The sequence below is a fragment of the Paenibacillus sp. FSL E2-0201 genome (assembly GCF_037963325.1).
Classification (GTDB): domain Bacteria; phylum Bacillota; class Bacilli; order Paenibacillales; family Paenibacillaceae; genus Paenibacillus_AQ.
Map to the genome: position 1 here is coordinate 2,741,442 of NZ_CP150154.1, position 23,146 is coordinate 2,764,587.

General features: G+C 44.7%; 23 protein-coding genes and 1 pseudogene. 13 read left to right on the forward strand and 11 right to left on the reverse strand.

The genetic code is table 11. The features are described from left to right. Positions 1-451: 451 nt before the first annotated feature. Entirely contained in the window at positions 452-1,348 is an 897-nt protein-coding gene (locus tag NSU15_RS12020) for a DegV family protein (protein ID WP_081389757.1), read from the forward strand. A 127-nt stretch (positions 1,349-1,475) separates the two neighbouring features. Here NSU15_RS12020 and NSU15_RS12025 read toward each other — a convergent pair whose 3' ends face one another. Then, positions 1,476-1,901 (reverse strand): threonine/serine exporter family protein, encoded by a 426-nt coding sequence (locus NSU15_RS12025; protein ID WP_042126727.1) that lies wholly within the window; start codon positions 1,899-1,901, stop codon positions 1,476-1,478. Positions 1,902-1,928: 27 nt separating this feature from the next. Next, positions 1,929-2,687, reverse strand: a complete 759-nt coding sequence (locus NSU15_RS12030) for a threonine/serine exporter family protein (RefSeq protein WP_076117735.1) — start codon at positions 2,685-2,687, stop codon at positions 1,929-1,931. Positions 2,688-2,938: 251 nt separating this feature from the next. Between NSU15_RS12030 and NSU15_RS12035 the strand changes: the two are divergent. Further along, a pseudogene (locus NSU15_RS12035) lies at positions 2,939-3,358 on the forward strand (ArsB/NhaD family transporter); the annotation flags it as partial. A 102-nt stretch (positions 3,359-3,460) separates the two neighbouring features. Here the strand turns inward: NSU15_RS12035 and NSU15_RS12040 are convergent. The 3 genes from NSU15_RS12040 to NSU15_RS12050 all read right to left on the reverse strand — a co-directional run bounded on the left by NSU15_RS12040 (position 3,461) and on the right by NSU15_RS12050 (position 6,522). Further along, on the reverse strand, positions 3,461-4,723 hold the full coding sequence (locus tag NSU15_RS12040; RefSeq protein ID WP_042126734.1) for a DNA polymerase IV: 1,263 nt from the start codon (positions 4,721-4,723) through the stop codon (positions 3,461-3,463). Positions 4,724-4,818: 95 nt separating this feature from the next. Continuing rightward, positions 4,819-5,409 carry a YitT family protein gene (locus NSU15_RS12045; RefSeq protein ID WP_042132102.1) on the reverse strand — a complete coding sequence of 197 codons (591 nt, stop codon included), beginning with the start codon at positions 5,407-5,409 and terminating at the stop codon, positions 4,819-4,821. A 246-nt stretch (positions 5,410-5,655) separates the two neighbouring features. After that, positions 5,656-6,522, reverse strand: a complete 867-nt coding sequence (locus tag NSU15_RS12050) for an AraC family transcriptional regulator (protein WP_042126736.1) — start codon at positions 6,520-6,522, stop codon at positions 5,656-5,658. A gap of 167 nt (positions 6,523-6,689) precedes the next feature. Here NSU15_RS12050 and NSU15_RS12055 point away from each other — a divergent pair, with 167 nt between their 5' ends. Next, the gene (locus tag NSU15_RS12055) at positions 6,690-8,654 is read left to right on the forward strand and encodes a beta-L-arabinofuranosidase domain-containing protein (protein WP_076117733.1); all 1,965 of its coding nucleotides are present in this window, start codon (positions 6,690-6,692) and stop codon (positions 8,652-8,654) included. A gap of 313 nt (positions 8,655-8,967) precedes the next feature. Continuing rightward, positions 8,968-9,276: a hypothetical protein gene (locus tag NSU15_RS12060; protein WP_076117731.1), complete on the forward strand. Its 309-nt coding sequence runs from the start codon at positions 8,968-8,970 to the stop codon at positions 9,274-9,276. Between the two features lie 89 nt (positions 9,277-9,365). Here NSU15_RS12060 and NSU15_RS12065 read toward each other — a convergent pair whose 3' ends face one another. Together NSU15_RS12065 and NSU15_RS12070 are read right to left on the reverse strand one after the other, a co-directional pair. Next, positions 9,366-11,801, reverse strand: coding sequence for a glycosyl transferase (locus NSU15_RS12065; RefSeq protein WP_042126742.1), 2,436 nt, complete (start codon positions 11,799-11,801; stop codon positions 9,366-9,368). 181 nt (positions 11,802-11,982) lie between these two features. After that, positions 11,983-13,038, reverse strand: coding sequence for a LacI family DNA-binding transcriptional regulator (locus tag NSU15_RS12070; protein WP_042126745.1), 1,056 nt, complete (start codon positions 13,036-13,038; stop codon positions 11,983-11,985). A gap of 232 nt (positions 13,039-13,270) precedes the next feature. Between NSU15_RS12070 and NSU15_RS12075 the strand changes: the two genes are divergently transcribed. Together NSU15_RS12075 and NSU15_RS12080 are read left to right on the forward strand one after the other, a co-directional pair. Continuing rightward, positions 13,271-14,290, forward strand: coding sequence for an ABC transporter substrate-binding protein (locus NSU15_RS12075; protein WP_042126747.1), 1,020 nt, complete (start codon positions 13,271-13,273; stop codon positions 14,288-14,290). 115 nt (positions 14,291-14,405) lie between these two features. Continuing rightward, on the forward strand, positions 14,406-16,001 hold the full coding sequence (locus NSU15_RS12080; RefSeq protein WP_339290583.1) for an AraC family transcriptional regulator: 1,596 nt from the start codon (positions 14,406-14,408) through the stop codon (positions 15,999-16,001). 1 nt (position 16,002) lies between these two features. Here NSU15_RS12080 and NSU15_RS12085 read toward each other — a convergent pair whose 3' ends face one another. Further along, positions 16,003-16,182 (reverse strand): DUF6199 family natural product biosynthesis protein, encoded by a 180-nt coding sequence (locus NSU15_RS12085; protein ID WP_076117727.1) that lies wholly within the window; start codon positions 16,180-16,182, stop codon positions 16,003-16,005. A 151-nt stretch (positions 16,183-16,333) separates the two neighbouring features. Between NSU15_RS12085 and NSU15_RS12090 the strand changes: the two genes are divergently transcribed. From NSU15_RS12090 to NSU15_RS12105, 4 genes are all read left to right on the forward strand, one after another. Next, positions 16,334-16,546, forward strand: a complete 213-nt coding sequence (locus NSU15_RS12090; RefSeq protein WP_042126752.1) for a hypothetical protein — start codon at positions 16,334-16,336, stop codon at positions 16,544-16,546. Positions 16,547-16,739: 193 nt separating this feature from the next. Beyond that, positions 16,740-17,636, forward strand: a complete 897-nt coding sequence (locus NSU15_RS12095; RefSeq protein ID WP_042126754.1) for an SDR family oxidoreductase — start codon at positions 16,740-16,742, stop codon at positions 17,634-17,636. Between the two features lie 268 nt (positions 17,637-17,904). Further along, positions 17,905-18,210 carry a hypothetical protein gene (locus NSU15_RS12100; protein WP_339290584.1) on the forward strand — a complete coding sequence of 102 codons (306 nt, stop codon included), beginning with the start codon at positions 17,905-17,907 and terminating at the stop codon, positions 18,208-18,210. 190 nt (positions 18,211-18,400) lie between these two features. Then, a complete protein-coding gene (locus NSU15_RS12105) occupies positions 18,401-19,111 on the forward strand; it encodes a hypothetical protein (RefSeq protein ID WP_339290585.1) in 711 nt (236 codons plus the stop codon). A gap of 47 nt (positions 19,112-19,158) precedes the next feature. On the opposite strand, the gene NSU15_RS12110 is transcribed toward NSU15_RS12105, so the two are convergent. Then, the gene (locus tag NSU15_RS12110) at positions 19,159-19,386 is read right to left on the reverse strand and encodes a DUF2642 domain-containing protein (RefSeq protein ID WP_339291328.1); all 228 of its coding nucleotides are present in this window, start codon (positions 19,384-19,386) and stop codon (positions 19,159-19,161) included. Positions 19,387-19,509: 123 nt separating this feature from the next. Between NSU15_RS12110 and NSU15_RS12115 the strand changes: the two genes are divergently transcribed. From NSU15_RS12115 to NSU15_RS12125, 3 genes are all read left to right on the forward strand, one after another. Beyond that, the gene (locus tag NSU15_RS12115) at positions 19,510-19,821 is read left to right on the forward strand and encodes a hypothetical protein (protein WP_076147737.1); all 312 of its coding nucleotides are present in this window, start codon (positions 19,510-19,512) and stop codon (positions 19,819-19,821) included. Beyond that, positions 19,815-20,162, forward strand: coding sequence for an IS66 family insertion sequence element accessory protein TnpB (tnpB, locus tag NSU15_RS12120; RefSeq protein WP_076147734.1), 348 nt, complete (start codon positions 19,815-19,817; stop codon positions 20,160-20,162). The genes NSU15_RS12115 and tnpB overlap by 7 nt, the downstream gene beginning before the upstream one ends. Before the next feature lie 64 nt (positions 20,163-20,226). Then, positions 20,227-21,804: an IS66 family transposase gene (locus NSU15_RS12125; RefSeq protein WP_076147732.1), complete on the forward strand. Its 1,578-nt coding sequence runs from the start codon at positions 20,227-20,229 to the stop codon at positions 21,802-21,804. A gap of 166 nt (positions 21,805-21,970) precedes the next feature. Here NSU15_RS12125 and NSU15_RS12130 read toward each other — a convergent pair whose 3' ends face one another. Further along, positions 21,971-22,648 carry a DUF1796 family putative cysteine peptidase gene (locus NSU15_RS12130; protein ID WP_339290586.1) on the reverse strand — a complete coding sequence of 226 codons (678 nt, stop codon included), beginning with the start codon at positions 22,646-22,648 and terminating at the stop codon, positions 21,971-21,973. A gap of 29 nt (positions 22,649-22,677) precedes the next feature. Then, on the reverse strand, positions 22,678-22,926 hold the full coding sequence (locus NSU15_RS12135) for a hypothetical protein (protein WP_076117720.1): 249 nt from the start codon (positions 22,924-22,926) through the stop codon (positions 22,678-22,680). Between the last annotated feature and the right edge of the window lie 220 nt (positions 22,927-23,146).

Sequence of the window (23,146 nt, forward strand, 5' to 3'; positions counted from 1 at the left end):
TGGAAAATTGACAGATGCCGGGCCATATCTGACCAAATGATAATTTAGCCCCGTACTGTAACAAATGTAAAGTGTACCTATTAATGTAACTACCAAGCGCTGATTTATGGAAGAACGGTGAGGGCGGGGACGGGGATATTTTACTGTGGTTTAGCTTTTTCATAACATGAAGTGAGTCTTTTAGGATAGGTATATTTGTCATATATAATGTGAAATAATGTCGAATAATGTTGAAATAAATTGAATAAAATTTGCATGAACGGCCTGTTTTGCCTATATTAACGCTTGTTATCCTGTATAATTTACGAATACGCGGATTACTTAACCGCTGTTCAATTTTCAAGTTGATTATTCAGGATGAGCGTGTGATTCACTGGTCTGAAATTCGTGGCCCTTGTCTCCTCATTCATTCTACTATTCCCTTTATGAAAGAGAGAAGTGACAAGTGACCATGAAATCAATTGCCTGGGTAACCGACAGTACAAGTATAATAGATCCGGAATTCGCCAAGAACAATCATGTGTATATTATTCCGTTACGAATTATTATCAACAACGAATGTTATAAAGAAAATATAGATATTACAATTGATGACTTCTATGAGAAAATGCGTCAGCATGAAAAGGTAGGCAGTTCACAGCCTCCAATCGGTGAGTTTATCGAGCTATACGAACGGTTGAAGGAAGAATACGATGAAATTATCGCTGTACATCTATCGTCAGAACTCAGTGGCACCTACAATGCTTCGATGCAAGGCGCCGAAATAGCGGAGGCCAATGTAATTGGAATTGATGCCAAGGTAGGCGCTTATCCGATCAGAGAAATGATCATGCGCGGTATACATTGGCAGAAAAAGGGCCTTTCTGGACTGGAAATTAAAGCGAAGATTGAAAATATTATTCAGAATATGTCCTTTTACTTAATTCCTGCGAGCTTGACACAGCTTCATCGCAGTGGACGTGTTTCTGGATCACAATTTGTACTTAGCCAATTGCTGCGCATAAACCTGCTGCTTCGTTTTGACGAAGGGAAGGCCGTTGTTGTGGAGAAGATTCGCACGATGAAGAAGACGCAACAGACGCTTTTGGATATATTTAAACAGGATGTAGGACTTGTTAGTGATGTATGCATCATGCATTCTAATAATTTAGAGATGGCACTTAAGTTAGAAGAGGACATCAAAGCGATGGCCCCCGACTTACGTACAGAGATTATGACATATATTCCTGCTGTGGCTGTTCATGCGGGTGAAGGTACTGTAGGGCTGTCCTGGATCAAGAACACTAGCATCAATAGTATTCATCCGGATGTTACACCCGCAGCCTTTCCGGAAGCAGCACTTGTATAGAGATGGAATCAAGTATAGTGTGAAACTTATACTTTCTTATATTTGAACAAAGAAATCGCTCCTTGGGAGATGGATGGGTGTCCACCATTGTACCAAAGGGCGATTTCTTTTTGTTGAAAATATGTTGTTATTTGATTGCGCGGCGCCGGAACATTTGTCCAATTACATCACTTAGCACGAGTCCAGCTGCAATGGCTCCAGAGAGCATTAATGCCCGAACAGCGATTTCTACAGCCAGAGTATAGTCCTCTTCCACAAATTTACGCATAGCATCGTAAGCGAGGCCACCCGGAACAAGTGGGATAATACCACCTACACTAAAAATAATAACCGGCATTTTGAAGGATCGCGCAAAAAATTGGCTGACGATGCCCACTATTACACTAGCTGCAAATGTAGCTACAACAGGTCCGAACTCTACATTAAGAAGCACATACACCATCCAGCCCACCATTCCGGCAAAACCACACTGTAGTAGTGAGCGCTTAGGCGCATTAAATAGAATACAGAAGGTTGCCGCGGCGATAAAACTGGTTATAAGTTGCAAAATCATGAAGGGCTAACCTCTTTCACATGGATATTAAAATAGTGATAGTACAAGCCCGATACCTGTACCGATCGCAAATGCAGTTAGAAAGGCATCGGCACCCTTGGATATGCCTGAGACAAGATGACCGGCCATCAGATCACGAACGGCATTAGTAATGAGTAGTCCGGGTACTAGAGGCATAACGGAGCCGATAATGATTTTGTCCATCTCTTGACCAATTCCCAGCTTTACAGAACAGAAGGCTAGAAGTCCGATCAGGAAGGAAGCAGAAAACTCTGCGAAGAATTTAGTCTGCACTAAACGATGCAGATAAATGACCGCAGCGAAGCCTAGTCCGGAAATCGGCAAGGCGGGGAGAGCATCCCACAAACTGCCTTTAAACATAACGGTGAAGCAAGCACCTGTAAGGGCGGCTGCTAAGATCTGCAGCCATACGGGATAGACAGGTGAGGCTTCATCGACTTCTCCTAATCTTGCACGGGCTTCCTCAGCTGTAATCTGACGTTCGCTTAAACGCCGAGAAATATCATTGACCTCCGATACCTTCTGCAGATCTGTTGTTCGTTCCGCAATCCTGTATAACTTAACAGGCTCTATTCTATTTGTGGTGAACATAATTACGGTTGGCGTCACATAACTGTGTGCTCCCGGGAACCCGAGAGATCCAGCCATTCGCGTCATCGTATCTTCAACTCTGGATGTTTCTGCACCATTCTGCAGCATGATCTTGCCAGCAAGAAGACAGAGATCAACGATTTCATAATAGGTAGTGTTACTCGTACTATCCAACTTCTCCGATCCTCCCCTGGAATGTTATATCTATAATTCCACATATCCGATTGTCGCCTTATTGATTGAAAATATCAAGCCTAAAATAGTATTACCATGAATAAATCTCATACTTAAAATGCTCGAAAAAGATACAATTTAGAAGAGTTGGCATTACATCCAGTTCCTACCAATTGTACATGCATAAAATATAGTGAATAGGACAGGTTGGGCTTGTCTTATATTTTTGCAGGTATAAAGGAGGAGTGATCATGACTTTCGGCATTGGAATAACAACCTTTGTCTTCATAATGGCTATGCTAGTTATTTTTATGAGACCGGGAGGCATTAATGAAGCATGGCCAGCATCAATCGGGGCTGGGATTTTATTGTTAACGGGAATTGTGTCTGGTAGTGATATTGCTGATATTATCGGGAAAATAGGTGGGGCGTCTATCACTATTATGGCCACCATCGTCATGGCGGTAATACTAGAAAGTTTCGGCTTTTTTAACTGGGCGGCTGCACGACTTGTGATTTTGTCAAAAAGATCGGGACATCGTTTATATTGGTATATTCAATTATTATGCTTTTTGATGACTCTTTTATTCAATAATGACGGAAGTATCTTGATCACGACTCCAATCTTAATATTGCTCCTAAGAAATCTTCATCTAAAACCTCATCAAAAGTTCAGAAGGTGGAAGAACTTCAATCGCTATAGAGAGGTCTTGAACGACATGGAAAACGCAAAGATCAAAATATGCCAAGGGACTTTTTTAAGAAATTTTCGCTCATTTATAGTGTCCGCCGATCTTTCCAGACCTGTCCTTAAGCTGCCCGGCGTCTGTGAAAGAAGCTGCCCGTCCAATGATCGTCTCCCCGTATTTATTTTTGAGAGCATCGGTGGCCCGCTCGAGTTCACGATAGCGAGGGCGAGACTCAAATAGCGTTAGCTGGTACTGGCTTTCGTCAGATAGATTGGACAAGCTTAAGTGAATTCTGCGTACAGGCTGGCCGTCCCAGTGTAGCTTAAAGAGCGAAAGAGCAGCCTCATATACTAACAGGGTGGCATTCGTAGGGTCACTCATTGTAGTCTGTCTTGAGAAGCCTGTTGGGTCATCAAAGCTGGCACCTTGGCAGCCGACAGACACGACTGCACCATGTACTTTCAATTTGCGGCAACGTCTACATACAAGCTCAGACAGCTCTAGGATGATGGTCTTGATATCTTGCAGCTTATAGTAATCCCGTGGCAGCGTCATTTGGTGCCCAACACTTTTGGGTGCGACTTCATAGGTGCTGGGGCTCACGGGGCTGTCATCGATTCCATTGGCTATCCGCCAATATAGCTCGGCATCGATATCACATTTTTTGTGGAATTTCTCCCGCATGCGCCATTTTAGCTCGCTTAACGGCATCTGTGCCAAATGGCCAATCGTTGTGATACCCATACTCTGGAAGTGAACAGACATGCGGCGGCCTACCATGAATAGCTCGCTAATGGGGAGGGGCCAGAGTACATCGGGAAGTTGTTCTTTAGTGAGGGTGAATATACCCGCTTTGTTCTTCTTGGCCCACAGGTCGCAGGCCATTTTGGCGGTAACCTTGGAGTATCCAATGCCAATGCGCGCACGTACGCCTGTATTTCTGAGAATTAGATCTTGAATGGCGGTGGCAATCTCGCTTGGGCTGCCAAATAAACTGAGGCTACCGCTGACATCTATAAACTGCTCATCGATAGAATAGGGTTCTACCTGGTCACTAAATTTGCGCAGAATGTCTGTGATTTGAGAGGAGACGTCGATATATTGCTGCATATGCGGTCTGACCACGATGACCTCGGGGCATTTCGCCAGCGCTTCTTTCAACGTCTCGGCAGTAGTAATGCCAAAAGATTTGGCTATAGGACAGGCAGCAAGTACAATACCGCTCCGTCGAGCGGGGTCTCCAGCGACGATAAGTGGCTTGTTGCTGTACTGCGGATTAGAGGCTTTCTCCACGGAGGCATAGAAGCTTTGGCAATCGGATAGCATAATGACACGCTCTTTATTCATAGGTTCACACGCTCCAGGTGAGGTAGAGATACATTAGATTTTTTCTTCTTATTATAATACGAACATATGATCGTGTATATTCATATTTATTTCCATTATTTTGTTTCGAGTGTGCACAGACCTGTAGCCACCCCTCCAGAGACAATCGTGAGGATGGAGTGGAAGAAGGTTTCTTTAGAAATCAGGAGTCCCCCAGCGCCGATAATCATAAAGTCAGTTAAGAAGATGATAACTCCAAGGTTGAGCGGTACATACTTTTTAATAAATTGAGCAAGCAGATCGGTTCCACCCGTACTTGCTTTAAACCGCAGCATGATCCCAAGCCCCGTTCCCATCAAAAAACCGCCAATAATGGCGCTAGAAACGGAACCAAACTCAAAATAATACAGAAAGTAATATTGAAAAGGACCAAGAAGTTCGATTAGAAATGATGAGGTCAATAGACCGAGTACACTGTTGTAAAAGATATCGCGTTCCTTTAACCAAGCGAGCAGGAAGATAGGGAAGCTGCAGAGAATTATAGCTACGCCAATTTTAGCGTCGGATAAATAATTGATAATGAGGGCTATCCCTATTATTCCCCCATCCAGGATTTTATATGGGACGAGAAAAAAATTAGTTCCCGTAGCAATGAGTAAGCTTCCTAAAAGAATGATTAGGTATCTTAATGGCTGCATATTTAACATCTCCACATTAAAGGCATGTCTATAAATATGCTTGTCACTTCCAAAAAATTGCAGTTGAACAAAAAAACCTGATTAGAAATCAGGCTTAGAAAGTCTTATGTTACATAGTGTGTGAGGGATAGGGCACCTAATGCTCAATAGATACCAAGTAAAAGTGAGTAATGCAATAGAGTCCGAAACGTACAATAGATACCAGTACACGAGACCAAGTAGAAGCTACCAAGTTCACAAGACCAAGTAGTCCGCTTAACGGGAGTAACGCTTGCGGAAGCGAAGCGGAGAGATTCCGATCTGCTGAGCAAACCGACGCGAGAAGTAGGCGGTGCTCTCGAAGCCGGTACGTTCTGCGATTCCGGCTATAGATATCTCTGTCTTGAGCAGCAGCAGCTTGGCTTGTTCCAAACGATAGTCTGTTAAATACTCCATTGGAGTCAGTCCGTATACCCGTTTCATGCAGCGAGCAAGGTAGTTATAGTGAAAATGCAGCACATCCGCCAGTGAGGTATTGGAAAGAGGCTCCGCATAATGATTGCGGATATAAGTCTCCGTCTGCTCGGCGATTTCCACCGCATGACTTTCTGAAGTATCATGCTGTGCTAGATCCATCATCCGCAGCATTTCTTCAAATATACGTTGCTGCTGCCAAACTGCGCTGGAACGCCGACCCGTAGACAGCTGCAATAGCATCTGGGCTTGTCCGCTCCGTTCAAAGGGGTCAGGAAGGGGACCAAACTGTGGCACGCGAATGGTATATGGATGAGTAAGAAACTGCCGAAAATGTGTTTCACGGTTAATATACACGGGTTCACCCTCAGAGCTAGACCAATCTGCAAGGGTATGAAAATGAATCCATATGAATGAAGTGATCTCTTCGCACGGCTTAACGGAATAATGATAGCGATCGGGCAGCAGTAGCAGTGTATGGCCAGCCGAAACCTCCCATTGATTACGCTCTTCGCCGATAAATAGACAGCCCTGTTCTACAATAAGCAGATCAAATACCCCAATATGGCTTCTATTCGGATGCTGATCTCCGGGTTGATAAACGGTGTGATTGCATTCTAGAAAATAAGGAAATGGCGGGGCAGCGAAATGTATAAATGAAGGGCCCACTGTGTAATTTATCGCTCCTTTCTATATTCGTTCAAACTTAAATCAAACTTCGAAAGTGAAGTGTGAAATAGTACAAAAAAGGGGTTGCTTCTGATCGTATTTTTTATCTATTCTACCCTCTATAATTGTAATTAGCGAGTATGAAATAAGATGAGGGGAAGATGAGAATGAACAAAATTATACAAGATCAGCAAGTTGCAAAAGATCAAACGGTTAACATTAAGGATGATTTCTGGGGCGGGTATATTCGGCTGGTTCAGGATGTTGTAATTCCGTATCAATATGAGGCCTTGCACGATAGAGCACCGGGTGCTGAGCCCAGTCATGCCATTGCTAACTTTGAGATTGCTGCGGGCCGGAAGACTGGGGAGTTTTACGGCTGGGTATTTCAAGACAGTGATGTGGCCAAGTGGCTGGAAGCCGTAGGTTATTCTTTAAGCATCAAACGTGATTCCGATCTGGAGCGTCAAGCGGATGAAGTGATTGACCTCGTTGGCGAAGCACAGCAGGAGGATGGATACTTAAATACTTATTTTACGATCAAAGAACCGGGTAAACGCTGGACCAATCTGAACGATTGTCACGAGTTGTACTGCGCGGGACATTTCATTGAGGCCGCTGTTTCTTACTATGAAGCTACCGGAAAAAGAAAACTGCTCGACATCATGTGCCGAATGGTTGATCATATCGATTCTGTGTTTGGCCCGGAAGAAGGTAAAATGCGGGGCTATGATGGACATCAGGAGATTGAACTCGCACTCGTTAAGTTATACCGGCTTACAGGTGAGGAACGATATTTGAAGCTCAGCAGCTTTTTTATTAATGAGCGAGGACAACAACCAAACTTTTTAAAGGAACAATGGGATAATCTGGGGAGTATCAATTTTTTCACGGGTCAGAAGGAGAAATTAGATTTAAAATATTACCAGAGCCATCTTCCGGTAAGAGAGCAGGAAGTGGCTGTAGGGCATGCTGTACGTGCGGTTTATATGTATACTGCTATGGCAGATCTAGCTGCTATTACAGGAGATGCTACACTTCGTGAGGCATGCGAGAGACTGTGGAATAACATAACTAACAAGCAAATGTATATTACTGGCGGGATCGGTTCTACGCATCGAGGTGAGGCGTTCACCTTCGACTATGATTTGCCTAACGATTCGGTGTACGCAGAGACCTGTGCCTCTATTGGATTGATCTTTTTTGCACAGCGTATGCTGAGAATATCGCCGGATGCACGTTATGGCGATGTTATGGAGCGGGCACTTTATAACAATGTGCTGGGCTCGATGGCACAGGATGGCAAGCACTATTTTTATGTGAATCCACTGGAAGTATGGCCACAGGCATGCAGCTGCAACCCGGATAAACATCATGTGAAGTCTGAGCGTCAAGGTTGGTTTGGCTGTGCCTGCTGTCCTCCGAATGTGGCGCGTCTGCTGACTTCGCTCAATCAATACATTTACACGGTTCATGGGGATACGCTCTACACGAATTTGTATATTGGCAGTGAGCTGACAACTAAGCTGGGTGGAGCGGAGGTTACAATTCAGCAAGAGAGTAACTATCCATGGAAAGGTACAGTCTCCATGAAGATTAATCCGGCCGTGGAAGCGGAGTTTGGCATTGCATTGCGGATTCCGTCGTGGAGTCAAGGGATGGAGATCAGAGTCAATGGTGAAGCCTTGAATACAGCTGAGAACATTGAACAGGGGTACCTCGTTATTCGGAGAGAGTGGAGAGCCGGAGATGTCATCGAAATGCATGACCCAATGGAGGCACATCGCGTCTACGCTCATCCAAATTTGCGTGCCGATGCTCAAAAGGTAACAATTCAACGCGGGCCGCTTGTGTATTGTCTTGAAAGTATCGATAATGGTGAGCCTTTAAGCTCTATTTCTTTAAAAGAAGACGGTGAACTTACGGCGGCGTTCAATGAGACTTTGCTTGGCGGCGCGGTTGTTGTCGAGGCAGACGGACTGCGTATTGATCAAGAGGGCTGGAGTGGAGGACTTTACAGCAGAGAGAAAGCACCCCTTCAACCGGTTAAGGTTAAGGCTGTTCCATATTACTTATGGGGGAATCGTGGCAGTGGTGAAATGAAGGTGTGGATTCCTGAAGCCAGCGTTTAAGGTATAGGATAGACATAGACTTCGGGGAATGGTTACTGTTTAGCAATCGGGGCAGCTGGATTATTCAGCCTGTCCCTTTTTTTGATTAAGATGTACGGTGATGCTCGTCGCCCCTATGTCCAGCCAATTTGATCTATTCTTACGCTCGGATTCATACGCCTTAATACTCCTAACAGCATTCCATCCACGCTGTTCACCAAATCAGAGGAATCTGTATTTAGGATAGCTGGGATTTGCGCTTTATTGTATGCTATATTTGATTGAACGGGATAAGGTAGCTGATTATTTTACAGAAAATATTGGAGGCATCACAATGAGCAAACGTTATCGAATTACAAGAGCTATGCAGAATGATGGAGATTCAGTACAAATCATATCTTTAGAAGAGTGTAAGCAATATTTCGCGTCCAAACCTGATTTCACCTATACATCAGTTTATACAGTAGTAGGCGCCACTACGATGTCGATTGAGGGAGAATTCTTTATGTGGAGCTTTGGCGATGCTACAATCCCGTTTAGGTATTATGAAGGCGATATTTACGTTTCTGGCAGCAATGAAGCTGTGATCCCGAGAATGCTTGAGGTTGCGAGTGATTTAAGAGCAGATATTATGGAAGGGTAAAAAAAATGACCCCTGAAGGGTTCAGGGGTCATCTAGTGTTATTTATAGATCCGCCCAATCGTTCAAGCGAACGGTTGAGCGGATTTTTTTTAACCCAGTTCTACAACTACTTGGTGTACAGCACCGTCTCCAACAGGAGCGATGATGTTACCTTCTACAGCTACACCATCCAAAGTAAGACTAGCTACACCTTTAGATACATGGTTCGGGTTCTTGATTTGAATCACATAAGTATCTCCACGGAAGACACGTGTGATTTCAAAGCTGTCCCACTCTGTAGGAATACAAGGATCGATCTTCAGACCATTGAAATCGGCTTGAATACCAAGGATAGATTGTGTAATCGCTACATAGTTCCAAGCAGCAGTACCAGTCAACCAGGAGTTTTTAGCTTCCCCGTGACGAACGGCATCTTTACCTGCGATCATTTGGGAGTAGACATAAGGCTCTGTGCGGTGAATTTCGCTGATATCCTCCAAATAAGCCGGAGCAATTTTAGCGTAAATTTCAAACGCTCTGTCGCCATGTCCAAGTACCGTTTCAGCGATCATGATCCAAGGGTTGTTGTGGCAGAAAATACCGGCATTTTCTTTGTAGCCCGGAGGGTACGTAGAAATTTCACCCAGGTTCAGATAGTACTTGGAATATGGTGGTTGTTGCAATACAATACCGTATTTAGTGTCCAAATGTTCTTGAACGGAAGACAGGGCTTTTTCAGCTTGACCATCTTCTACACCGATACCAGCCATAACACAGATTCCTTGTGGCTCGATGAAGATTTTACCTTCTTCGTTTTCTTTGGAACCGATCTTGTCGCCATAGTGGTCATAAGCGCGTAGGAACCAGTCGCCATCGAAGCCGTGAGTCAGTGTGATTTCACGCATGTTGTCAATTTTAGCTTCGGCATCCACAGCTACATCGTCAAGTCCACGCATCCGGCAGATTTCAGCATAGTCCGGTCCAACGAAGACGAACAGACCTGCGATAAATACGGATTCCGCTACGCGACCTTCGATGTTGGCAGTGGTTTGGAAAGATTCACCTGGCTCTGTAGAGAAGCAATTCAGGTTCAAGCAGTCATTCCAGTCCGCACGTCCGATCAGCGGCAAGCCGTGAGGTCCGAGATTGTTAGTTACATGCTCGAAAGAGCGTTTCAAGTGCTCGAACAGAGTAGCCGTGTTATCCGGGTTGCTGTCAAAAGGAACCTGCTCATCGAGAATCGAAGTGTCGCCAGTTTCTTTAATGTAAGCAGCCGTTCCTAGGATCAACCAAAGCGGATCATCGTTAAAGCCGGTGCCGACTTCGTTGTTACCTTTTTTGGTGAGCGGTTGGTACTGGTGATACGCACTGCCATCTTCAAATTGTGTAGCCGCGATATCGAGAATACGTTCTTTAGCACGTTCAGGGATTTGGTGCACAAATCCGAGCAAGTCTTGGTTGGAATCACGGAAGCCCATACCACGGCCAATACCGGATTCAAAGTAAGAAGCGGAACGGGACATATTGAAGGTAACCATACATTGATATGGATTCCAGATGTTAACCATGCGATCTAGTTTCTCGTCGCCGCTTTGGATTTGATATTTAGACAGCAGGTTATCCCAGTGAGCAGCAAGTGCGGCAAGTGCAGCATCTACTTGAGCGTCTGTAGCAAATTGTGCGATCATCGCTTCTGCTGGTTTTTTGTTGATTACGTTCAGGGATTCCCATTTATCTTCTTCAGGGTTCTCGATGTAGCCGAGTACAAAGATGAAGCTTTGTTCTTCGCCTGGTTCAAGTGTAATGTTCAGTGCGTGTGATCCGATAGGGGACCAGCCGCTAGCTACGGAGTTAGTAGGTTCACCTGCAACTACAGCTTGCGGGCTTTCCAGACCGTTGTACATGCCTACGAAGGCTTCACGGTCAGTATCGAAACCAGCGATTTCTTTATTTACGGAGTAGAAAGCATAGTGATTTCTGCGCTCACGGTATTCGGTTTTGTGATAGATAACGGAATCCTTCACTTCAACTTCACCGGTGCTGAGATTGCGTTGGAAGTTGGTCATATCATCTTGTGCATTCCAGAGACAGAACTCTGCAAAAGAGAACAGTTTCACGGATTTTTTAGCGGAGCCAGTATTCTTCACTACAAGACGGTGTACTTCAGCATTATGACCCATAGGTACGAAAGCAAGCTGGTTCACAGAGATGCCATTGCGTTCGCCAGTAATGGAAGTGTAGCCAAGACCGTGACGGCATTCGTAGAAGTCTAGATCACGTTTTACCGGCATCCAGCCTGGGGTCCAGAAATCACCATCGTCATAAAGATAGTAGTAGCGGCCGCCAGTATCCAATGGGATATTGTTATAACGGTAACGGGTCAATCTTCTGAGACGAGCGTCTCTATAGAAGGTGTAACCACCAGCTGTATTAGAAATAAGTCCGAAAAATTGCTCATTACCAAGGTAGTTAATCCAAGGGTAAGGTGTTTTAGGTGTGTTAATTACATACTCTTTACGAGTGTCGTCAAAGGTACCGAATTTCATGTGAGAAAGTCTCCTTTCGATTGTGAACGCGCGTTTATAAGTTTCAGAAAAAATTCCCTCGAGGGAAGGGAGTTTTCTCAATGGTTTTCAAGCAGGATAACTAAAGCAGTAGTTTCGATACCGAATCATAGCAGCTTCACAGAAAAATATGTAGATTTCTTCAGCGAAGGATGATCTTAAGCTACTTCTTCGGTGGTTGACAGGAATCTCTCTCCACTAAACGAGCTGGAAAGCTGATCGTACTAAACGTCGGCTGCTGTGAATCACACAGCTCGATTACTTTTTCGACTGCGGCCTTGGACATTTCATAGATCGGCAAGCGTACAGAGGTCAGCTTAGGCTGAATACGAGATGCTAACTGAATGTCATCAAATCCGGCAATGGAGATATCCTCGGGGATAATAATTCCATGCTCAGAGAACGCTTCCATCGCTGATATAGCCATGTCATCGTTGGAGGAGAAGAAGGCTGTTGGCAATGGCTCGCCAGAAGCGAGAAGCTTCTTAACCTCTTCGTAAGCGGTCTCCTTCAGAAAATCACCCTTCAGGATAAATTTCTCATTCATAGGTAGGCCATGCTTCTTCAGCGTATCCTCATAAGCAGTATAACGCTCTCGACCAGAGTACGTATTCATTTGCCCACAGATGATGCCGATCTCTTGATGACCTTGAGAGATCAAATATTCAATCGCTTCTGTGGTGCCCTCGTAATCCTTGGAGTTCACAATAGCCAGATGATTGCGATCTAGGTGCTCCGACATAATCTCAGAAATATCATAATCAATTAATACGAGAGGAGAGTCTAGCCCTACCATTTCTCGGACGATATTAATATCCTTCTGAGTGCCGACAATTATACCGCCGTCAATCCGTTTCTGAAGAAAAGCTTGCTTTACCTTGATAAAATCGTCGGGAGAGTAAACCGTATGAATCAGTACATAACATCCGCGGGCATTCGAGGTGTCGACTACGGCATCAACGAATGGAGCAAAGTAATTGTTCTGATAAATTCGGGTAGTATTCTCCTTCTCGTTCATACTGATGGCGAAGAGTCCGATTGTATCGGTCTTCTTACCGGCTAAAGCCCTTGCAAAGCTGTTCGGTTCGTACTGATGTTGCTCAATCACCCGCAGCACCTTGGCACGGGTCTCTTCAGGGACGTTGGAATAGTTGTTGATCACGCGGGATACCGTGCTTCGGGAAACCCCGGCCAACTTAGCTATATCTTCGCTGCGCATGTTTCCCCTCTTTTCATAAACGCGCGTTTATGAGTTTATTGTAAGCGAAAGCATTATATAAATCAATCGTAAATAAAAAGAAATTTGAGAAGGCGTGAAGAAACTAGTTAATAGTTTGTATAAGATTTTTACGGAGAAAGTGCATTGAAAGCTATAAAAGTCATGCTACTATTGTGATAATGATTATTGAGAATGATAATCAATGAAAATATAACATTGGAGTGAAGGGATAATGACAAGATGGGGTCGGAAGTTTTTGTGGGCAGCAGTACTTATTATGGCATTGACCGCGCTGGCGGCGTGCGGAACGAACAATACTGCAAAAGATAACGTTGCTAAAACAGAGAATGCAGGGGAATCAACCTCTGCTAGCAACAGCACGCCAACCGAAGGAAGTGGAAATGCCCAAGAAGAGGGTGCAACTCGGACGATTACAGGGGAATTTGGGGAAGTAGAGATTCCAGTTAGCCCTAAACGGGTGGCCGGGATCTATGTTGAAGACTATTTGAAGGCATTGGGTATTACCCCTGTGGTGCAGTGGTATCATCCAAGCTGGGGTAAACAGGATTATTTAAATCTGGATGTGCCAGAATTTGATATCACCGGAAGCATGGAGGTGTTGCTGGAAAAAGACCCCGATTTGATCATTGCGGACGGAGGCGCTGATGCGGCGAGGTATGAACAGTATTCCAAGGTAGCACCAACCTATCGTCTCCCAGAAGCGGTGCTGCAGGACTCAAGACAAGTGCTTACAGCCATTGCTGATGCGCTCGGGATTCCGGAGAAGGCTGAGGCTGTGCTCACCGAGTATGATCAGAAAGTGACAGATGGAAAAGCTAAATTGCAGCAGGCTCTGGGCCAGGAGAAGGTGGCTGTGATTCGGCTTAATGTAGCGGATAAGACCTTTGCTTTGTTCGGTGTTAAAAACCGTTTTATCGGTGTGATTTATTCTCAATTTGGCCTGACACCCGTGCCTATGGCTGCAGAAATGACCGAATATCAATCTATTATTTCCGAAGAGCTTATTCCTCAGCTCGAAGCGGATCATATCATCGTATTCCCTGACAATGGGGGCTGGGATACTGAAGGAAATCAGGAAGCGATCCAAATTCTTGATGGGCCGCTGTGGAAGAGCCTGCCCGCAGTGAAGAACGGGAATGTTTATAGAATGGAACGTTCCCACTGGCAGACGGGTGCCATCACGGCAAATTCGATGAAGCTTGATGACCTGCTGGAGGCTATGGTGAAATAAACGGCAGCCGCCTATAAGGAATAGCAAAAAGAAGGTCTATCAGCACCCTTGATAGACCTTCTTTTTTGTTTTAAACTGAAGTGAATGAAAATGGTTCTCAATTGGGGGTGGGAGAATGGCAAAAGATTTGCAAGACAGCAATAGAAGGAAGCTATTCTATAGCTTGATAAATATAGAAACCCAATCCCTGTCAGGAAGCGGACAGAGTGAGGTGTTTCAAGATCACACCCTACTCATTGTATCGGAAGGACAGGGGTTTGTTGAGGCTGAGATGAGGCAGTTTCCACTGGAAAAAGGTGCGGGGTTCTTATTCGAACCAGGGCTATTAAGCAAAATCCATGCCGAAGAGCGTGGACTTAGCTTTTATCGGCTTACTTTTGAAATCATCGAAACCGGGGGAAACAGGCAGAGTGAAATAGAAGGAAGGACTAAAGAGGACATCCTTCGATCTGGTTTGCTAAGCTGTAAACCCTTTTCACAATGTAAATTACTGCTAGAGGCTATCAGTCATAGCCGTAGAAGCGCAGATGAGATCGAATGGTTCGCAGGCCATACGCGCTTTCAGGAGCTGCTACTGCTAATCATGCGTGCAAATTCCTCTGTCGTTCAGATCACAGCTGATCATGAGGCCATACAACGTTCCATTCACTATATGGAGGAGCATTATAACCAAGCCGTAACCGTTGATCAGTTGGCTGAAGTTGCAGGCATTACACGTGCTCGCTACACACAAACTTTTAAAGAAGTGACAGGGCGGATTCCCTTGGAGCATTTAAACGGGCTTCGTATTGAAAGAGCGCAGCAGCAGCTACTGCTAACGAATGACCGTATGCATGATATCGCGTTATCAGTCGGATACAGTAATGAGTATTATTTTAATCGGCGTTTTAAAAGATCGGTTGGTGTTACTCCAGGTCAATACAGAAGCTTCCATCAGGAGGGATTGAGGGTGTTTGCTCCTTTTCTGGAAGATTATCTATTGGCTCTGGATATTACGCCTGTGGCGCAATATTCTCACGCCGAGTGGGGGAAACAAGAGTACCTGGCTCTCCACAATGTGCCTGAGGTAGATATTTCGACTCGTAATTGGCAGGAGCTCTCCCAGTATACGCCCGAATTGATCTTGCTGGATAATGGCTTTCATCGTTGGCATCTGGAGGAGTGCAGCCGGATCGCTCCGTTGTTCAAGCTGCCTGTTCATCAAGAGGATTGGCGTGCCACATTGTATTCCGCAGCAGCGGTCTTTGGCAGAACGGAACGTGTCCAGGAAGTGATCGGCAATTATGAGCATCAGGCACAGCAAGCCAAGCAGTTACTTACCCGTTACGTCCATAGTCAGACCGTAGCTTGTTTAAGAATCTCAGTCTACGGAATCACTCTCTATGGATGTGAGCATTTGGGGTATACAGGAAGCGTGCTTCATCATGATTTGGGTTTGCAGCCCCATAGCTTGGTTCGGAAGTTGACCCGTGGAAAGAATCGGGTAAACCTGACAAAAGAAGAGCTTGCAAATCTGACTGCGGATCATTTGTTCATTACTTTTGATCGGCTTGAAGGAGGAGGACGGGAACTGCTGGATACACAACTCTGGCGCAGCTTGCCTGCTGTGCGTAACGGCTGCGTATATGAGGTGGATTTCATGGCTTGGATGAATTATGGTGTATTGTCGCATCAGCGCAAGATTGAGGATGTGCTAAAAGCGTTAGGTTAAATTAGAAGCTGGACCATAAGAAGAATAGGACAACAAGTGCCACTATACTGCTGAAGCGGGTCATTAGTAAATAAGCGTCACTCGGCTCAATATTACCTTTCACCATCCAACCATATCTCATGTACCATCCGAATCGTGGAAAAAAGATGTTAAGCAGTGCTAACAGCACAAAGAGGAACATAAAAAAACCATGATTTATCACTTCTTTATGTAATGTATACGTGAGACTGAATGGAGGGTGCCCAGCTCAGTGTGAGTTTCCATATATTTATTTAAGCTTAGGCAATATAGACTGATAAAAATGAAAATTGCTTAAGGAGATGATAAATCGTATGGAACATACAGGGCTTTTTTTCGGAGGGGGAGTAGGTGTTATGTTCTTTTTAATTTGGCTTATATCTATTGGATTGGGGATCTACTTTTTCGTCCTGCTTGTAAAATTGGCACGTAGAGGAATAGTGGCCTTAGATTTATACATCTACGCTAAAAATCGTGAGATCCGTACTCGTTATGAGTCGGCGCAAGGCAGGTCAGATGAAATTTAAGGCCATTAAATGATAATGATACATAGAGTATGAAATACCCTAGCTGCCTCAATAGGCGGTTGGGGTATTTTTTGCGGATATATGCAGGACTGTACTTTCGATAAGGTGTGTTTAGCGGTGTACTGTTGTGTTTACATAAAAAAGAGTTCGAAAAATAAAAAAAACGTGTTTCTAAAAAAGGAGGAATTGATCGATGTCTAACCAATATACGATGCAAGATCCTACCACTCAGTACACCAAGGCTGGACCTGAATTTCAACAGCAGCAACAAGAGCCGGGGCTCCAGAAGGAGATGAATCCCGTTCCTGATACAGGTGAAGATACCTATCAAGGCACCGGACGTCTGACTGGACGTAAAGCGATTGTTACCGGGGCGGACAGTGGCATAGGTCGTGCTGTTGCGATTGCTTTTGCTCGTGAAGGCGCAGATGTTGTTCTATCCTACATGCCAGAGGAAGAAGCGGATGCAAAGCAGGTTCTCAAGCTGGTGCAGGAAGCAGGACGTACCGCAATCGCCATCCCGGGCGATCTGAAAGATGAGGAATACTGTGAACAGCTCATCGATACTGCGGTTAAGCAGCTAGGTGGGATTGATATATTAGCTAATATTGCGGGCAAGCAGCAATTCGTCTCAGACATCGCTGATCTTACTACGAAGCATTTTGACGATACATTTAAGACGAATGTGTATGCCATGTTCTGGCTGTGCAAAGCGGCAGTGAAGCATATGCAACCGGGTAGCACCATCATCAACACTTCTTCCATTCAAGCCTATAAGCCCTCGCCGATTCTGTTGGACTATGCGACGACCAAAGCTGCAATAAATACATTCAGTAAATCACTCGCTCAGCAAGTTGCCCATAAGGGGATTCGAGTTAATGTAGTGGCGCCAGGTCCCGTGTGGACACCTCTTCAGGTAGTGGGTGGGCAACCAGAGGAAGTGCTGAAAGAGTTCGGTGCGAGCACACCACTTGGTCGTCCGGGACAGCCTGCAGAGATGGCTCCGGCATATGTATTTCTTGCCAGCCAAGAATCGAGCTATGTCAGCGGCGAGACACTGAATGCTAACGGTGGAACTCCAACTCCATAAAATGCTCGCGGAATATTGATATTGTAAAATATCAGCGAATCCTACAAAAGTACCCTACTAATTTCAGTTGTGGGGTGCTTTTGTTTTTATATAGAGAAAGGAGTATTATAGAATTTGATACTTTTTATCCCATTATCTGCATGGAATATAATCTACAACTGATCAAGATTGTCGAATACATAGATTTCCTGCGATTACCCGAGAAATATTTGAGTTGGAACTAAATTAGAGTTTAGTGTAAACCATAGAAAGAACTAGGAGCTGTGTCATGCGTAAAAAGAAACTAGCAATACTTATCATTTCCTTTGTCCTAATTATAGTGTGTTTTCCATCAGGAGCAGTCTTTGCTGATAAAGAAAATGGAGCTGTAATGGATAGTGGAACAAAGGAAAGGCTGATGGAAAAGTATGATCTTGTAGAGCCTGAACTTAAAAATCCAAAATCACTTTGGAGCCAAAGCGATTTTGGATTCAGTAACCCTATTGCTATATTTGTAAGTATCAGTAGGTTATATCTGAATCCATATGTTTTTGCTGCGCAAGAAATGATTAGTCATTTGATTGATGATAACTAAAGATTTTGTGAAAGTATTAATACGGTGAAAATACAAAAGAAATACACTTAAGAGAATTAAAATATAAACATTTACATATAGGGGGCACCGTGAAAAAAATATCGCTATTCTATGCCTTGCATTTGGTTTAAGTGGGCTTTTATCTTCTCACTCCCTGGCTTTTGAGAGTTCTTATGAAGGAACAATTAAAATGAAAAAACCATTTAGGGCGTGGCAAGGTGTGGGATCTAATGGAAAGACCGTGTATGTCACCTCAGACCGTTCGGAAAAGTTCACCCTATCAAATACAATTTCAGTTTATGATCTTGATGGAAATTATATAAAGGAGATAAAAAGAGCATACACCGGAACGGACAGTCATAATCGGTTTATGTCATTTGGTGATTGTTATGTTTCTAGTGGTTTTTTATATGCCACTGTCTATAATTTTAATTCAGCACCACCAGAGAATGAGCGAATTAGTAGAATAGTCAAGTACAGCTTGCCGGATTTAAAACAAGTCGATGTATTCGATATCGGTGATGGAACGGCGGAATCGTTAGCAAAGTTTAAAGGATTTTTCTGGATAGTATATCATGACAAAAATGAGATTAGAAAATTTGATGCCCAATTCAGACTGCTAAAAAGATACCCACTTTCAGGGATATTTGGAGATGAAGGTGGATATCAAGGCATTTTTTTTGATGGGGACAATCTTTATGCAAATCTACATGGCTCAAATAAATTTGGGGAGAAGTATGCTCAGGGGTTGGATAAATATCATTTTGAGGGTCATTCTTTCAAGCTTATAGAGAGGATTAAGCCTCCTACCTATGGAAGTGGTCAAGGTGTAGAGAAGGTCGGAAATTCAATTTTTTGGGTAGATCGTCCTGGCAATCAAATCATTGTTCAAAAATTATAAAAAATATTAGTAAAAAAGAGCTGTTTCCAGCTCCTATAGTCGTTGATTTATTCTGGCATTATCCAAACAATCTCGCAAATACGCACAAAAAATCTTCTGCCTCGTGTATCTAAAGCTACATGGTCTGGTTTAACATCAACGACACATCCGCTGATTCCACCACGTGTGGTTTCAAGAACAACTTGTTTGCCCATTACACTCTTTAGAGTTTCTACGACATATGCATCAACAGGGTAGACTATAACGGATTGAGGCATTTGGTTCATTTGATGCATTTGAAAATTATTCAATGGATTACCTCCCAGTATTTTATACGTAAGCGTCAAACCTAGCCCACCTGTAAACCCAACGCCAGCCATGAGATCATAGGCATATCTTAAATCAAGGAGATCTGCCAGATGACCAATGCCGAACAACGCCAGTATGAGTGGACAGAACGCATCAGGGACTATCGGACCAGTGGCCTTTCCATGTCTGCCTGGTGCGAAGCACAGGGCTTGACCTTACATCAATTGAAATATTGGCTCCGCAAAATCGATTCCAGCCAGCCTTGCTCTTCCTCCCCTTCCTTTATTCCGGTGACCGTTTCTCCGCGTTCCTCGTCTTCCTCCTTGACGCTTCGTATCGGTCCGGCCTCTCTTGACGTACAGACAGGTTTTTCTCCTGAACTGCTTCGTCAAGTGGTTCAAGCGCTGGAGGCCTTATGCTGACGCTGCCGGAAAAGGTCTATTTAGCCGGCGGCAGCACAGATTTACGCAAGTCCATCGACGGCTTGGCCGCCCTGGTTCAGGAGCGATTTCAGCTCGATCCGTTCGCGCCTTGTCTGTTTGTCTTTTGTAACCGTCAGCGCGACAAACTCAAAATGCTCTACTGGGAACATAATGGCTTCTGGCTGCTGTACCGCCGCCTGGAACGAGGAACCTTCCAGTGGCCGGGCCCTGGCGACTCGCCGGTTGCCCTTTCCTTTCGCGAACTTCGCTGGCTCTTGGATGGGCTTTCCCTTCACCAGCGGCAGGCCCATAAACAGGTCAAGGCTCAGACCGTCGTTTAACGGATTTTTCATTTTTGCAGGCCTGGTAGCAGGGAAATCATCCGTGTTGTCGAAATTTTAGGGTATGGAAAATCAAGCGAACCCCTCATCTACAATAGAAGAACTCCAACAACAAAAGGCCAAGCTGGAACAGCAAAATGCCGAATTGACCGCTAAACTTCAGTGGTACGAGGAACAGTTCCGTCTGGCCCAGCATAAGCGCTTCGGCACCTCCAGCGAGAAGACCCATCCGGATCAGCTCGAGATGAACCTGTTCAATGAAGCCGAGGTGTTAGCGACCCCGGCTTCCGAAGAGCCGCAAACCGAGACCCTTACCTACAGCCGCAAGAAATGGACGGACACTCGCGAGGCCAAACTGGAGAAATTACCTATCGATACCCTTCACTATGAACTGCCTGAAGAGGAGCAGGTTTGTGCGTGCTGTGGCGGAGACCTTCATCCTATGAGCACGGAGACCCGCAACGAAATCACCGTGATTCCAGCAGAAGTCAGAGTCTTGCGTCACATTCGGCAGGTGTATGCCTGCCGCCGGTGTGAACGCGAAGCGATTCAGACTCCAATTGTCACAGCTCCTATGCCGAAATCGGTCTATCCCGGCAGTCTGGCTTCACCGTCCATTCTGGCGCATGTCATGAACCAGAAATATGTGGAGAGTCAGCCTCTCTACCGCCAGGAGCAACAGTTTGCCCGGCTCGGGCTGACGCTCTCGCGGCAGACCCTGGCAAATTGGATGATGTATGGGGCAGATCAATGGCTGACGCCGCTGTTTGAGCGAATGAAAGAACATTTGCTAGGGCAGGAGATTTTGCATGCGGACGAAACGACGCTGCAGGTGCTGCGGGAGCCTGGAAAGTCCGCCGAGTCGCAGTCGTACCTGTGGTTGTATCGGACCGGACGCAGTGGACCGCCCATCGTGTTGTACGAATACTGCAAGGCGCGTGGCGGGGAGCATCCCCGAAATTTCCTGGCCGGATTCAGGGGATACCTGCACGTGGATGGATACCCTGGCTACCATAAGGTAGCCGGGGTGACTCTGGTCGGGTGCTGGGCCCATGCGCGCCGCAAGTTTGACGAAGCGCTGAAGGCCTTGCCCGCCTCCGAAGCCAGGATTGGAACGGCTGCGCAGCAGGGACTCACCTTCTGCAATCAGTTGTTCGCGGTGGAGCGAGAACTGAAGGATGCGACGCCGGAAGAACGAGAGAACGTCCGAATGGAGCGCAGCCGCCCGATTCTGGATGCTTTTTCAGTATGGCTGCGTCAGCAAAAGTCTCGCGTCCTGCCCAAGAGTGCCCTGGGCCAAGCGATCACTTATTGCCTGAATCAATGGGAGAAGTTGTCCGCTTTCCTGAAGGACGGACGCCTGGAGATCGACAATAACCGCAGCGAACGGGCGATTAAACCGTTTGTGATTGGACGCAAAAACTGGCTTTTTGCCAACACCCCACGCGGAGCCAAGGCTAGTGCAGTCATCTATAGCGTGATGGAAACGGCAAAAGAAAACGGACTGAATCCGTTCCAGTACTTGAAGTTTCTATTTGAACAGCTTCCACAACTCCCTGATCTGAAAGATCCAGAAGCGCTGGACCCGTTCTTGCCTTGGTCAGCCGCTTTGCCACCGATCTGTCGGGTATTGAAATCCTAACCTCATTCTAAAATCGAGCCCTCATCTTGGTGTCAAGGTGTGGGCTGTTTGACGCTTACTTTTATACGCTATTCTATGCACCCGCCCAATTAATGTTCTAGGCAGTTTATTATGTAGTCTTATACAACAAAAATGACCCGGAAGAGGGCCGTTTTTGTTTGTGATTTTAAGGGTTATTTATTTGTATATCTTTCAAAATATAATCCCAGCTATCATAATCATTCATATCATCAGGAACTTCTAACACACAAACATTATCAATATCCCATTTGATTTCTCGTACCGATGTTAATTCAAGAACGGGATTAAGGATAAGAACAGTAAATTCGTTCGGCTTTAATATATCAGACAAAATCGCTTGTAGCTCTACAGCCTGTTCGTATGTGGCGAACCATCTAATGAATAGAATTTTTTTACTGCTTAGTAATTTGTCCCAAAATCTCTTCATTCGTAAATCCAGCTTTGCTTTATAAGATGGATAGGTCGTAGACCAATGTTTACCCGAGGTGATTGGAAAATCATGTACCGAGATAATGTTATAACAGGTATCCTGAATAAAATACGATTTCACTAAAGCATTCTTGTTTCCATTAGGATAAGCAGGCACTCCATCCTCTAGAAAAAAATGTGTCTCTTTGAGCATCTGCAGATTTGTTAACTCCATGAAATTCTGAAATCTATTCTTATAAAGTCTGTTTACATCAGTTAATGAATAAGAAATCATCCAGTCGAGAGGCATGGAGAATGTTCTCAAGTTATTTCTTTGCATATTTATAGCAGGAGCACAAGACATACCTAAGCTTACGATTAAATCATAGCTTTTCTTTACATCTTGTAAGTTCATGGACTCACCTAATTTCTCTCTGGAAAATATTAATGGCGTTGTAACAGCAAATAACCGCTAATCCTTGAAGTTTTTTTACGAAACACCACTCTAAAACCAACGTCGTTGTCTAATAAACAAGCTAAGGCGGTGTCAAGTAGTCCATTGGGTCTTAAGCTAGGTCGACAAGGCTCAGCATTTCCTATGATGCGGACAGAAATAATCCTGCGTGCAGAGCCGCGAACCAAAGGATTTCTGCTCCAAGTGATCAATACTAAATCAGGTTGACGAGTTGCCATTCTGATCCACCCCTTTCTATTAAGCTTCTCTATATAAAATGCACAATAGATTGTAATGTGCTAAACAGAAGCGGAGTGCTAAATTGATTAGCGGTGAGAATTAATGAGTTACTCTTGTTTGATCTTGGTTTTCAGAATACAATAAAGTAAATTTATGGAGTGTTTGAATAGCGTAGACATAGATGACCAAAAGGGAGCATATATACATAACGCCGTACGA